The sequence below is a fragment of the Massilia sp. HP4 genome (assembly GCF_005222695.1).
GTDB lineage: Bacteria > Pseudomonadota > Gammaproteobacteria > Burkholderiales > Burkholderiaceae_D > Telluria.
This window is the reverse complement of record NZ_STGG01000057.1, coordinates 278640-291888: the sequence shown is the minus strand read 5'-3', so window position 1 is coordinate 291888 and position 13249 is coordinate 278640. Positions and strand designations below refer to the sequence as shown.

Annotated in this window: 12 protein-coding genes; 9 read left to right on the top strand and 3 right to left on the bottom strand. The window is 66.1% G+C overall.

Translation table 11 applies throughout. The features are described 5' to 3' along the window. Window position 1 precedes the first annotated feature (1 nt). Window positions 2-556 carry a cob(I)yrinic acid a,c-diamide adenosyltransferase gene (locus tag E8M83_RS22105; protein ID WP_005668037.1) on the bottom strand — a complete coding sequence of 185 codons (555 nt, stop codon included), beginning with the start codon at window positions 554-556 and terminating at the stop codon, window positions 2-4. A 91-nt stretch (window positions 557-647) separates the two neighbouring features. Between E8M83_RS22105 and E8M83_RS22100 the strand changes: the two genes are divergently transcribed. From E8M83_RS22100 to glcF, 3 genes are read left to right on the top strand one after another with little or no spacing between them, the layout of a single operon-like run. Continuing rightward, entirely contained in the window at window positions 648-2153 is a 1506-nt protein-coding gene (locus E8M83_RS22100; RefSeq protein ID WP_137175499.1) for an FAD-linked oxidase C-terminal domain-containing protein, read from the top strand. An 11-nt stretch (window positions 2154-2164) separates the two neighbouring features. After that, window positions 2165-3235, top strand: a complete 1071-nt coding sequence (glcE, locus tag E8M83_RS22095) for a glycolate oxidase subunit GlcE (RefSeq protein ID WP_137175498.1) — start codon at window positions 2165-2167, stop codon at window positions 3233-3235. 2 nt (window positions 3236-3237) lie between these two features. Then, entirely contained in the window at window positions 3238-4467 is a 1230-nt protein-coding gene (gene glcF / locus E8M83_RS22090; protein WP_137175497.1) for a glycolate oxidase subunit GlcF, read from the top strand. On the opposite strand, the gene E8M83_RS22085 is transcribed toward glcF, so the two are convergent. After that, window positions 4424-5320: a hypothetical protein gene (locus E8M83_RS22085; protein ID WP_137175496.1), complete on the bottom strand. Its 897-nt coding sequence runs from the start codon at window positions 5318-5320 to the stop codon at window positions 4424-4426. The two genes, glcF and E8M83_RS22085, sit on opposite strands and share 44 nt — an antisense overlap. Before the next feature lie 269 nt (window positions 5321-5589). On the opposite strand from E8M83_RS22085, the gene E8M83_RS22080 reads away from it, so the two are divergent. From E8M83_RS22080 to E8M83_RS22065, 4 genes are all read left to right on the top strand, one after another. Continuing rightward, window positions 5590-5904 (top strand): hypothetical protein, encoded by a 315-nt coding sequence (locus tag E8M83_RS22080; protein WP_137175495.1) that lies wholly within the window; start codon window positions 5590-5592, stop codon window positions 5902-5904. 104 nt (window positions 5905-6008) lie between these two features. Then, window positions 6009-6482 carry a hypothetical protein gene (locus tag E8M83_RS22075; RefSeq protein WP_229491760.1) on the top strand — a complete coding sequence of 158 codons (474 nt, stop codon included), beginning with the start codon at window positions 6009-6011 and terminating at the stop codon, window positions 6480-6482. After that, window positions 6482-7396 carry a DUF2145 domain-containing protein gene (locus E8M83_RS22070; RefSeq protein ID WP_137175494.1) on the top strand — a complete coding sequence of 305 codons (915 nt, stop codon included), beginning with the start codon at window positions 6482-6484 and terminating at the stop codon, window positions 7394-7396. Before E8M83_RS22075 ends, E8M83_RS22070 begins: the two co-directional genes overlap by 1 nt. A 27-nt stretch (window positions 7397-7423) precedes the next feature. After that, window positions 7424-7933: a hypothetical protein gene (locus tag E8M83_RS22065; protein ID WP_137175493.1), complete on the top strand. Its 510-nt coding sequence runs from the start codon at window positions 7424-7426 to the stop codon at window positions 7931-7933. Between the two features lie 3 nt (window positions 7934-7936). Here the strand turns inward: E8M83_RS22065 and E8M83_RS22060 are convergent, their stop codons facing one another. After that, window positions 7937-8416: a glutathione peroxidase gene (locus E8M83_RS22060; protein ID WP_137175492.1), complete on the bottom strand. Its 480-nt coding sequence runs from the start codon at window positions 8414-8416 to the stop codon at window positions 7937-7939. 145 nt (window positions 8417-8561) lie between these two features. Here E8M83_RS22060 and E8M83_RS22055 point away from each other — a divergent pair, with 145 nt between their 5' ends. Further along, a complete protein-coding gene (locus E8M83_RS22055) occupies window positions 8562-10796 on the top strand; it encodes a TonB-dependent receptor domain-containing protein (RefSeq protein WP_137175491.1) in 2235 nt (744 codons plus the stop codon). Window positions 10797-10899: 103 nt separating this feature from the next. Beyond that, window positions 10900-13077 carry a TonB-dependent siderophore receptor gene (locus E8M83_RS22050; RefSeq protein WP_137175490.1) on the top strand — a complete coding sequence of 726 codons (2178 nt, stop codon included), beginning with the start codon at window positions 10900-10902 and terminating at the stop codon, window positions 13075-13077. Window positions 13078-13249: the final 172 nt, after the last annotated feature.

Sequence of the window (13249 nt, the reverse complement as noted above, 5' to 3'; positions counted from 1 at the left end):
ATTATCCGCGCTTGCGCTCGTGCTGCCACAGCACGTCGCTGCCGCCCGCATGGCGGTTGAGCACGCGCGCCAGCACGAACATCAGGTCGGACAGGCGATTGACGTACTGGCGTGGATGGGCGTGGATCTGCTCGGCCTTCGACAACGCCACGATGGCGCGCTCGGCGCGCCGGCACACGGTGCGGCACACGTGGGCGGTGGAGGCCGCGCGCGAGCCGGCCGGCAGGATGAATTCCTTCAGGACCGGCAAGTCGGCGTTGTATTTCTCGAGCAGGCCGTCCAGGCGCGCCACGTGTTCTTCCTTGATCATCTGGTAGCCCGGGATGCACAGCTCGCCGCCCAGGTCGAACAGGTCGTGCTGGATCGAGACCAGTTCTTCGCGCAATGCCGCCGGCATGTCTTCGCACAGCAGCAGGCCGACGAAGGAATTGAGTTCGTCGACTTCGCCCAGGGCGTGGATGCGTGCGCTGTCCTTGCCGGTGCGGCTGCCGTCGCCCAGGCCGGTGCTGCCGTCGTCGCCGGTGCGGGTCGCGATTTTTGAGAGTCGGTTGCCCATGATGTTGTCTTATGCGTTGGTGAGAAAAAACGATGGGATGAGCATACGACAAAACGTGGCGAATGTGCATGCTTCTGCTTACAATCGGAGCATGCCCGACCTCGTCCCAGATTCCGTCAACACTGCCGCGCCCGACCCTGCCGCGCGCCGCGCGCAGGTGGCGGCGGCCCTGCGCACACGCTTGCCCGCGTCCTGCGTCCTGTCCGATCCCGAAGACACCCGGCCCTACGAATGCGACGGCCTGGCCGCCTATCGCCAATTGCCGCTGGTGGTCACCCTGCCGACCGACGAAGCGCAGGTGAGGGCGATCCTGGACGTCTGCCGCGAACTGCAGGTGCCGATCGTGCCGCGTGGCGCCGGCACCGGCCTGTCGGGCGGCGCGCTGCCGATCCGCGACGGCGTGGTGCTGTCGACCGCGCGCATGAGCCAGATCAAACGCGTCGACCAGCTGGCGCGCACGGCCGTCGTGCAGCCCGGTGTGCGCAACCTCGCGATCTCCGAAGCGGCGGCGCAATTCGGCCTGTACTATGCGCCCGACCCGTCGTCGCAGATCGCCTGCACCATCGGCGGCAACGTGGCCGAGAACGCGGGCGGGGTGCACTGTCTCAAATACGGCCTGACGGTGCACAACGTGCTGCGGGTGCGGGTGGCCACCATCGAGGGAGAGATCGTCGAACTGGGCGGCGAGGCGCTGGATGCGCCGGGCCTGGACCTGCTGGCCGTGTTCATCGGCTCCGAGGGCATGCTGGGCATCGTCACCGAGGTGACGGTGAAACTGGTGCCCAAGCCGGCGCTGGCCCAGGTCATCATGGCCTCGTTCAACGATGTGGTCACGGCCGGCAATGCGGTGGCCGACGTGATCGCGGCCGGCATCATCCCGGCCGGCCTCGAGATGATGGACCGCACCTCGGTGCGCATGGTCGAGCCCTTCGTGAAGGCCGGCTATGACCTCGACGCCGCCGCCATCCTGCTGTGCGAGGCCGATGGCACGGCGCTGGAGGTGGCGGAAGAGATTGCGCGCATGAGCGCGGTGCTCGAACGCGCCGGCGCCACCGCGATCGCGGTGTCGCAGAGCGAGGCGGAACGGGTGCGCTTCTGGTCGGGCCGCAAGAACGCCTTCCCGGCGGCGGGCCGCATCTCGCCCGACTACTACTGCATGGACGGCACCATCCCGCGCAAGCAGCTGGCGCGGGTGTTGGCCGGCATCGCCGACATGGAGCTCACCTATGGCCTGCGCTGCTCCAACGTGTTCCACGCGGGCGACGGCAATATGCATCCGCTGATCCTGTTCGACGCCAGTGCACCGGGCGAATTCGAACGCGCCGAAGCCTTCGGCGCCGCGATCCTGGCGCTGTGCGTCGAGGTGGGCGGCACCATCACGGGCGAACACGGCGTGGGCAAGGAAAAGATCGACTCGATGTGCGTGCAGTTCGGACGCAAGGAGCTCGATGCCTTCTTCGCGGTCAAGCATGCCTTCGATCCGTTCGCGCTGCTCAATCCGGACAAGGCGATCCCCACCCCGCACCGCTGCGCCGAATTCGGCAAGCTGCACGTGCACCACGGCCAGGTTCCGTTCCCGGACCTGCCGCGTTTTTGAGCGAGCATCATATGGGAACCATCGAACGATTCCAGGAGCAGGTGCGGACCGCGGCGCGTGAGCGCCAGCCGCTGCGTATCCGCGGCGGCGGCAGCAAGGACTGGTATGGCGGCGCGCTGCAAGGAGACATCCTGGACACCCGGGAATACGCCGGCATCGTCGACTACGAGCCGACCGAGCTGGTGATCACGGCGCGTTGCGGCACGCCGCTGGCCGAGATCGAGGCGCTGCTTGCGCAGCACCAGCAGATGCTGGCTTTCGAGCCGCCGCATTTCGGGCCGAACGCCACGGTGGGCGGCACGGTCGCCGCGGGGCTGTGCGGCCCGCGGCGCGCGACCAGCGGGGCCACGCGCGACTTCGTGCTCGGCGCCAGGCTGCTGGACGGGAAGGGCGACGTGCTGTCCTTCGGCGGCAAGGTCATGAAGAACGTGGCCGGCTACGACGTCTCGCGCATGCTGGCCGGTTCCCTGGGCACGCTCGGCTTGCTGCTGGAAGTGTCGCTCAAGGTGTTGCCGCGGCCTTTTGCCGAGACCACGCTGCGTTTCGGGATGGGCGAGATCGAGGCGATCCGCCGCCTGAACGAATGGGGCGGCCAGCCGCTGCCGTTATCGGGCAGTGCCTGGTGCGACGGCCTGCTGGCGCTGCGGCTGTCCGGCGCCGAGGCGGCGGTGGACGCGGCGGTGCGCAGCCTTGGCGGCGAGGTCTTGCCGGATGCTGCCGCGTTCTGGGCCGGCGTGCGCGAGCAGCGTCATGCCTTCTTCTCGGGCGACGATCCCCTGTGGCGGCTGTCGGTGCCGTCGACCACCGGCGCGCTGGTCCTGGGTGGCGAGCAGATGATCGAATGGGGCGGCTCCCAGCGCTGGCTGCGCGCCGGGGGCGATGCCGCCACGGCGCAGGCGATCCGGCGCACGGCGCAAGCCTGCGGCGGCCATGCGACCCTGTTCCGGGGCGGCGACAAGGGCGTCGGCGTGTTCCAGCCGCTGGCGCCGGCCCTGGCGCGCATCCATGCGCGCATGAAGGATGCCTTCGATCCGGCCCGCATCTATAACCCGGGCCGCCTGATGCCGGAAAGCGCCGACTGACCATGCAAACGAACCTTGCCGACTTTATCAAGGGCACGCGCGAAGGCGAAGAAGCGCAGGCGATCCTGCGTGCCTGCGTGCACTGCGGCTTCTGCACCGCCACTTGCCCCACCTATCAGCTGCTGGGCGACGAACTCGACGGCCCGCGCGGACGCATCTACCTGATCAAGCAGGTGCTCGAAGGCGCGCAGCCGACCCGCAAGACCCAGCTGCACCTCGACCGCTGCCTTACCTGCCGCAACTGCGAGACCACCTGTCCTTCGGGCGTCAAGTACGGGCGCCTGGTCGATATCGGCCGCAAGCTGGTCGACGAGCGCGTGCCGCGGCCATTGAAAGACCGCATCAAGCGCACCACGCTCAAGGAATGCCTCCCGCGCGGCGGCCTGTTCAAGCCTGCGTTCAGGGTGGGGCAGGCGCTGCGGCCCTTGTTGCCCGCGAAGCTGCAGGACAAGCTGCAACCGGCGCGCGCCGCAGGCCACTGGCCGACACGGGCCCACGCGCGCAAGATGCTGCTGCTGGACGGCTGCGTGCAGCCGGCGATGGCGCCGAACATCAACGCCGCCACCGCGCGCGTGCTCGACGCCCTGGGCGTGCAACTGGTCGTGGCGCCGAAAGCCGGCTGCTGCGGCGCGTTGCGTTACCACATGAACGACCAGGACGGCGGCCTCGCCGATATGCGCCGCAACGTCGACTCCTGGTGGCCCTACGTGGAGCAGGGCCAGGTCGAGGCGATCGTGATGACCGCCTCCGGCTGCGGCGTCACGGTCAAGGAATACGGCCACCTGCTGGCGCACGATCCCGATTATGCGACCAAGGCGCGGCGCATCAGTGAGCTCACGCGCGACCTGTCCGAAATCCTGCCGCAGTTCACCGAGCAGATCCGGGCGCGGGTGCAGGGCAGGGGCGGGCCGCGCGTGGCCTACCACCCGCCGTGTACCTTGCAGCATGGCCAGCAAATCCGCGGCAAGGTCGAGGGCGTGCTGCATGCGGCCGGCGTCGAGGTGGTGCTGTGCGCCGACAACCACCTGTGCTGCGGCTCGGCCGGCGCCTATTCGGTGCTGCAGCCCGAGATCGCGCACGCCCTACGCGACCGCAAGCTGGCCAGCCTGGATGCGACGGGCGCCGATGAAATCGTTTCGGCGAACATCGGCTGCCTGACGCACCTGCAGTCGGGGACGGATAAACCGGTCACGCACTGGATCGAGCTGCTCGAGCGCGCTTTCGGGGAGTGACTTGCCGCCCACGCTTGGGGCGGGCCATCCTGAAGCCGTTGATGCGCGCTTCGGATATTTTTGCTCGCCGCCATTCGGCACCAGCGTTCGTCATCACGAAGCAGAAAGTGAGAATCAATGCCAGTAAGTAGGAGAACTGGAGGGCGATAAAATGGTCGGCCGGCTTCCTTGCTGATTCTCCTGCGGCATACTGCGCTACCGACGTTTCATATGCTTCCCAGTCTTGCGCCAGTTCCGGGTATCGCGTCGCTAATGCCGGCGCGAGCTTCTCCATTACCTTTCCGATTCCAACCAGGTTCTCTGTGTGCCTGGGCAGGGATAATTCGATGCGCACAGTGCGCACGGCCTCGCAAATCGTGGGATGCGCGCGTGGTTCATCGCAAAACGCATTTTCGGCCGTGGCGATGCTTCGAGCTACGTTTGTAAAGGCAATATCACGGCTCAGTTGTTCCAGATCTCGTTGCGACTTGTCCAGATGGTCAGCGACTTGCGATAGCGTTGCATGCACACTCCATAATGCAATGCAGATCCACAGGATGTTCGCCACGGCCAGAGGGCGCTTTTTCTGGGGGTTGAAGTATCCCACCATAAAGCCGAGAGTGCTACCGAACACTGAAAGTCCCAGGAATACGACGAGTTGCTCGAGTAACGACGGATGGGCCCGGGGGTGAGTAGCGATGAACACTGCCCCTGTTATCACCACGACAGCAAATACCCAGAAAAATACCCTGTATCTCGGCCAATCTGCCTCGCCTCGTTTCATCACACCATCCAACGTGGTGCGCATGGTTCGCCCAACGGCGGGATTGGCCATATGGCCGTTGTCGATATATTGTTGTTCGCTATTCTTCATTGAGTCGAAATTTCTGGATTGAGTGGAGTGGCCGCTTCAAACGTGCCGTCGTCAAGGCTGCTAAATCGCCCCATGAGAACATGTAAAACCCCGGATTTATTTTTTTCTCAACACGGCGCTTTGAGTATAGTGTTGCCGGACGCAGCGACTCGTGTCTGCGTGATAAGATCAACATATCGTATGTGAACAGAGCAGAAGAATATGGCCGCGGCTCGACCCGCTCCGAGCGGCAGGCCAATCGATGGAGCTTGTAAGTAAGCAGGACTGATATGAGCTTCACCTTTCAACTCGTGCGCGACGACGAGGGCGGCCCGGCCGCCGTGGTCTTCGAAGACAGCAGCAGCCCCGGCCTGGTCCCGGTATGGGAAGCCGCCGGCGTCTACGACGCGCTGTACAACAGCGACGGCCGCGTGGCGCGCGACGTCTCGCGCGCGCTCGCCTACGGCCTCGACCAGTTGAATGAAGACGCTTCACTGGCTGGCCTGCTGCCGCCCGGCGTTTCGATGGGCGAGGCGATCCGCTTCCTCGACAACGTCAACCGCGGCTGCACCATCCACAGCGTGGCGCGCATCCAGACCCGCTGACGGCGAATCCGTGCGCTTGTCGCCAGCGCCGGTGACGGCGCTATGGTCTTCAAGCGCCAAGGCTTGTACCATGTGAGCGTTTTGCTCGACAACGAAAGCCTTATATGACCTTGCCAATCCTGCATCGCTCCCTGCAACGCCCACTGTATCTGGCCCTGTTCGCGGCCGCCTGCGCCATGCCAGCCCAGGCCGAAAGTTTCGCTTCCTCGGCCTCCAGTGCCGGTTCGGCGTCGTCGGCCAGCATTTCCGACTCGATCAGCGATTCCAGCACCAGCTCGAGCGGCGACAACAAGGTGGCGGCGGGCGACTACCGCGTGATCGATATCGCGCAGGCGCCGAACAAGCCCGACACCACCCGCCTGACCCTGCGCGCCGAAGCCGGCCAGGCCAGGACCTTCTTCCTCGACGTACCCAACCGCGCCATGGCGCAGCGCCTGGTGAACGCGGGCGACGTCGTGCGCGTCAACGAGCGCGTCTACGGCTACGAATTCGCCCATGCCGACACCCAGCGTCCGTTCTTCCTGGCGTTGCAAGACGACTGGCAGCGCGACCTGGCGTCGCGCAAAGTCATCATCTGATGCGCCTGCGCAGGACGGTCGGCGCGCTCGCGCTTGGCCTCGGCGTCACCCTCAGCGGCGCCGCCTGGGCCGGCCTGCCCACCTTTTGCGAGCGCGAGAGCGACATCACCGCGCTCGAGCAGGACCGCGTGCTGCGCTTCGCCGGCGTGGTGCGGCAAGAGCTCGAACGCGCGGGCGGCAAGGTCGCCCTGATTTCGCGCGCCGGGGTGGACCTGAGCCGCTTCGGCCTGCTGTATTCGCATGCCGGTGTCGCGCTGCGCGACGAAGCCGATGGCGCCTGGGCCGTGCGCCAGCTGTACTACGCCTGCGACGACGCGCGTCCGCACCTGTTCGACCAGGGCATCTCGGGTTTCGCGCTCGGCGCCGATGCGCCATCCAGCGGCCATGTGTCGCTGCTGCTCCTGCCGGATGAAGACGGCGTGCAGCTCGAGCGCGCCGCGCGCGACAAGCGCCTGGCGCTCGCGCTGCTGGCCGGGAAATACAGCGCCAACGCCTATGCCTACGGCACCGACTACCAGAACTGCAACCAGTGGGTGGCCGAGCTGTTGGCCGGCGCCTGGGGCGGCGTGGCCGGAGAGGGAGGGCAGGTGCGCGAACAGGCCCAGGACTGGCTGCGCAGCCAGGGCTATGTTCCCGGCCCGGTCAGGGTGCCGGGGCATTTGCTGATGTTCGCCGGGCAGTTCGTGCCGCTGGTACACGTGAACGACCATCCGGTGGAAGACCTGCATGCGCTGGCGCTGCAGGTGAGCGTGCCGGCCTCGATCGAGGCCTTCGTGCGCCAGCGCGCGCCGCGGACGCAGCGCGTGGAAATCTGCCACGACGAGGGCCGTATCGTCGTGCGGCGCGGCTGGGAGCCGATTGGCGCCGCCTGCAAGCCGGCGCCGGGAGATGAGGTAGTCATGCTTGCCCCGTGAGCGTTGTAGCGCATACAGGAGGGAGCGATGGGCAGATATCCTGTGCGGGTCGCCACGCCGGGCAAGCGCTCGATGCTACTGGCTTTATCGCTTGCCTGGCATGCATTCGCCACTGCCGCCGATGTGCTGCCAGCGCACCTGACCGGCACCTGGGGCACGGCTGAATCGTTGTTTGCGGGCGAGGACGAGCAAGTGGAACTGCGTTTGCTGCCGGACGGCTATGGCGTCATGGCCGGCTCGACACCTCCCGCCCGGCGCATGGACGGCAGTAATGCGACCGTGCCGGACATGCGCATCGTCATGGGATTTCCGCTGCGCGCGACGTTCGCCGGCGATACGCTGACGGCGCGCATGATTGCGCTCGATCCGAGGCAAGAGGATGAGGCGCGCCGTACCGTGATCACCTGCAGATTCGACGCGGGCGGGCAAACTTTGACCTGCACCGTACCGGCCGGCCCGCCCGTGCTCATGACGCGGCGCAGCGAGAAGGTCAGCGAGGACACCATCCGCACGATCGAGGAAGTGCGGACGCGTTAGTGTTTACGCCAGCAGCTTCTCGATATCCCCCTTCAGTTCCTCGGGCTTGGTGGCCGGCGCATAGCGCTTGACCACCGCACCGTCCTTGTTGACCAGGAACTTGGTGAAGTTCCACTTGATCGCTTCGGTCCCCAGCACGCCCGGCGCCTCGCCCTTCAAAAAGCGGAACAGCGGGTGGGCGTCGTCGCCGTTGACGTCGATCTTGGAAAACATGGGGAAGGTGACGCCATAGTTCTTTTCGCAGAAGGCGCCGATCTCGGCCTCGCTGCCCTGTTCCTGGCGGCCGAACTGGTTGCACGGGAAGCCGAGCACCACCAGGCCCTGGTCGGCATAACTGCGCTGCAGGGCTTCGAGGCCCTGGTATTGCGGGGTAAAGCCGCAGGCGCTGGCGGTGTTGACGATCAGGAGCGCCTTGCCGCGGTAGCGATCCAGGTCGACCGGCTGACCGTCGAGGGCGGTGGCGTTGAAATCGTAGGCGTTCATGGCAGCTCCAGGATAGTAAAGACGTGAGTTTATGACAATGTGGGGCGACCTTGCCTTTTATTGCGTCTTAGCATTTCTTAACGTCGTCGCGACGTTTCGCGTGCGACAATCACGCTCGTTCAATTGTCCAGTTTCCCGGGTTGTCATGCCACGTCACCGTTCTACCGTCCTGCTGTTCGCGCCGCTCGTGGCCGGCACGCTGCTCGCTCCCGCCCACGCCAATGTCCAGCAGGCGCAGGCGGCCAGCGCCGTCACCGCGACGCCGGAGTCCGACGTGCCGGTGCAATCGACCGTATCGGTCAGCGCGGTACGTTCGTCGAACCGCATCGACCGCCAGGCCTATGACGTCAAGGGCGACTCGGCGTCGACCAACGACACCATCGCCGATACCCTGAACAAGGTGCCGTCGGTCGCGGTCGACCCGGACGGCAACGTGACCCTGCGCGGCCGCAGCAATGTGCAGATCCTCATCGACGGCAAGCCGTCGGCCATGATGCAGGGCGAAAACCGCGCCGCGGCGTTGAACGCACTGCCGGCCGCCGACCTCGAGTCGGTGGAAGTGATCAACAATCCCGGCGCGCAGTTCGGCAATGAAGGCGGCGGCGGGCCGATCATCAACCTGGTGATGCGGCGCGAACGCACGCCGGGCAGCTTTGGCGTGGTCAACGCCAACAAGGGCACCGAGGGGCGCTTCAATGCTTCCACCTTCGGCAGCTACACCGGTGGACGCCTGAGCGTGCAGGGCGCGCTGTTCGGCCGCCGCGACAGCCGCGGTTCGAGCGGCGAGACGACGCGCGACCGTATCGACCCGGCCAGCGGCGCCGTGGCCAGCAGCGTGCAGACCTCGCAAAGCGTGAACGATACCGATTCGGCTGGCTTTAACGGCTCGCTCACCTACAACCTGGGCGAGAAGGACGTGATCTCGGCCAAGGCCGGCTTCAGCGCCAGCAGCCAGGATGGTTTGTCGTCGGAGCGCTACCGCGGCGCCGATGCATCCGGCGCGGTGGAGAGCGAGTACCAGCGTTCGACCGTGCGCGACACCAATAATCGCAGCTATAACCTGAGCGTGGGCCTGGACCACAAGGGAGACAAGCCGGGCGAGATCTTCAAGACCGACCTGCGCCTGTCCGGCAGCAACGTCGAGGGCGATATCCGCTTCGCCAACGACTACGCGGTGCGCCCGATCAACGCGCCCGAGCCGCTCACGCGCCAGGACAACCTGAACCAGAGCCGCATCATCGATTTCACCGGCGACTACGAACGCCCGGGCGAATCGGGCGTGCTCAAGCTGGGCTACAAGGTGGCGCGCAACAGCAGCGTGATCGATACCCGCTTCCTCGACATCGACCCCGGCACGCTGTTCGAAAGCCCCAACGCGGCGCGCACCAACCGCTTCGAGCTGGTCGACACCACGCTGGCGCTGTACGGCACCTACCAGATGCGCCTGGGCGAAAAGTGGGGCGTGCTGGGCGGCCTGCGCACCGAATACACCGACCTCGACATGGACCAGGTCACCACCGGCATCAAGGCCGGCAACCACTACCTGGAAGCGATCCCCAGCGCCTTCCTCACCTACGACTTGTCGGACACGACCGCGCTGCGCCTGAGCTACGCGCACCGCATCCGCCGTCCCGGCGCCTCGGACCTGAATCCCTTCGTGATCTATCGCGACGAGCTCAATGTCTCGTCGGGCAATCCCGACCTGAAGCCGACCGGGTCCGACTCGCTCGAACTCGGGGTGGAGACGAAGCTGGGCAATATCGAGACCAATGTGCGCCTGTACGCGCGCCGCGATACCGACCTGATCTCGGAGCGCCGCTACTTCGTCTCCGACACCGTCCTGCTCACCACGCGCGAGAACTCGGGCAGCAGCAGCTCGGGCGGCCTGGAATTCACCTTCAGCGGCCGCGTCACGCCGAAGCTGACGATCAATGCCAGCGGCAATATCGGCTACTCGGAGCAGTCGGTGCTGGGCAACGCCAACGACGACAAGCGCAGCGCCACCTCGATCGCCGGCCGCGCGCGCTTTAGTTACCAGTTCGATCCCGCCAACAGCCTGCAACTGGTGCTCAATGCCCAGGGCAAGACGCTGTTCGGCGAGGGCTATCGCCAGCCGACCCGCACCGCCGACCTCAATTACCGGCGCAAGCTGAGCGATGCCCTGAGCCTGGTCGTCAATATCAACGACGTCTTCGATTCGCAGAAGTCCGAATCGATCACCGAGACCGACCGCCTGCGCGAATACAGCATCCGCCGCCAGGACGGGCGCCTGGTCTACGTTGGACTGTCGTACCGATTCGGCAGCTTCGGCGGCGGACGCGGTCCGCGTGGCCCGGGCTTTGGCCCGCCGGGCGGCGGCATGGGGCCGGGACCGCGGTAAATACAGGTCTGCCATGCCGAACGAATAATTCCGGCAAGGCGGTCCAGGCGCAGCAAGCTGTGACAGAATACGGGGACTCTTGTCCACTCCGTTCCCGATTCCGATGCTCCGCCCAACGCTCATCGCGCTCGCCATTTCGGCACTGTTCGCACTGCCCGCCGCCGCACAAACCAGTTCCCCGTCCGATCCGCCGCCGGTCACCGACGAGGGCATGCAGAAGGTCGAGGTCAAGGCCGATGCGAATTCCTATGACCCGCGGCGCGACGACACCGCGAGCCGCATGGTGGTCTCGAACGAAGAGATCAAGCGCTATGGCGATACCTCGGTGCTCGACGTCTTCAAGCGCCTGCCCGGCATCACGGTCGGCGGCGGGGGCGGGCGTGGCGGCGGCGAGATCCGCATGCGCGGCCTGGGCAGCGGCTACACGCAAATCCTGATCAATGGCGAGCGCGCGCCGGCCGGCTTCGACATCGACCAGCTGTCGCCCGACGTCATCGAGCGGATCGAGATCCTGCGCGCGGCCAGCGCCGAGTTCTCGACCCAGTCGATCGCCGGCACCATCAATATCGTGCTCAAGCGGGTGGTGAGAAAGGCGCAGCGCGAGCTGCGCGTCGGCTACGGCAAGAGCGAGGACGCCAGCAATCCGAGCGCCAGCCTGAACATGTCCGACCGTCTCGACGGCCTGTCGTACTCGCTCGGCGCCAGCGTCTGGCGCTATACCTTCGACCGCCCGCAGCCCTACGAGGAAACGCACATCGACCCGGACGGCCGCCTGACGCAGCTGCGCCGCACCGCGCAGGCCGACAGCGGCAGCCCGCAGGGACTGAACCTCACGCCGCGCCTGAACTGGACGCTCGAGAACGGCGATACGGTCAGCTGGCAGACGATGGTCTCGTACAACCGCAACGACTACCATGGCGACGCCGTGACCACGACCGAGCTGGGCGCGCCGCCGCTGTACGACGTGCGCGACATGGACAGCGACGGCAGCCACGCGATGCTGCGCTCCGACGTGAACTGGGTGCACAACCTGGAAGAGGGCGCCAAGCTCGACCTCAAGCTGGGCGTGAACGGCACGCGCAATCGCAGCAACTGGCGCGAGTTCGACTACCGGCTGGACGAGCTGGCGCGCGACTCGACCGTCCTGAGCGCGACCGATGAACGCGGGCTCACGATGGTCGGCAAGTACACGACGCCATGGAAGAAGGACCACGCGCTGGCGATGGGCTGGGATGCCGGCTATACGCAGCGCGACGATGCGCGCGGCGAGAACGAGGTGTTTCCGCTGTCCGAACGCGAACTGGCGTCGAACGAAGAGTACGACGCCACCATCAAGCGCCTGGCCCTGTACGTCCAGGACGAATGGAATGTGACGAAGCAGTGGTCGATGTATGCGGGCCTGCGCTGGGAAGGGCTGGAGACGACCAGCGAGGGCAATACCTTCGACACCAGCACCAACCGCGCCAGCGTGTTCTCGCCGCTGGCCCAGACCCTGTACAAGATCCCGGACAGCCGCGACCAGGTGCGCCTCGCGCTCACCCGCACCTTTAAGGCGCCGGCCGCCAGCAACCTGATCCCGCGCCGTTTCACCACGCCCAACAACAGCCAGACCGAGCCCGACTACCGCGGCAATCCCGACCTGCAGCCCGAACTGGCGACCGGCATCGACGCCGCCTACGAACACTGGTGGGCCGACAAGGCGCTGCTCAGCGCCAGCGTGTCCGTTCGCCGCATCGAGGACTACACGCGCCAGGGCCTGATCCTGGAAGACGGCCGCTGGATCCAGACCCCGGTCAACGATGGCGACGCGCTCACCCGCAGCCTCGAGCTGGAGGCGAAGTTCCCGCTGTCGGCGGTGTTGGCGGATGTGCCGGAGATCGACCTGCGCGCCAGCGTGTCGCGCAACTGGTCCGAGGTGGACGCCGTGCCGGGGCCGGACAACCGCCTGGACCAGCAGGTGCCGCTGTCGGCCACGCTCGGCATCGACTACAAGACGCGCGACGGCAAGCTCAGTACCGGCGCCAGCTTCGCGTTCAAGAACGGCGGCCCGGTGCGGGTGAACGAGGAGCAATCGCGCTACCAGAGCGTGCGGCGCGACCTCGATGTGTATGCGCTGTGGAAGTTCAACCCGAAATACCAGCTACGGCTGGCGGCGTCGAACCTGCTGCGCCAGGATGGGGTGTCGGATTCGCGCTATACCGATGAATTCGGCACGCTGCGCCGGACCAGTTTCAGCGAAGGGCAGACCATGGCAAGGGTGACGCTGGAGTCGCGGTTCTGAACCCACGTCGCCTGATCGATGCTTGTTGAACCGTAGGGTTGGCGGCTCCGCCGCCGACGCGGCGATTGCTACCGGCTCCGATATCGCGCCGGATGATTTCGCGGCGATTGTTACCGGCTCCGATATCGCGCCGGATGATTTCATGGTCGACCATCACCGCGTCGGCGGCAGA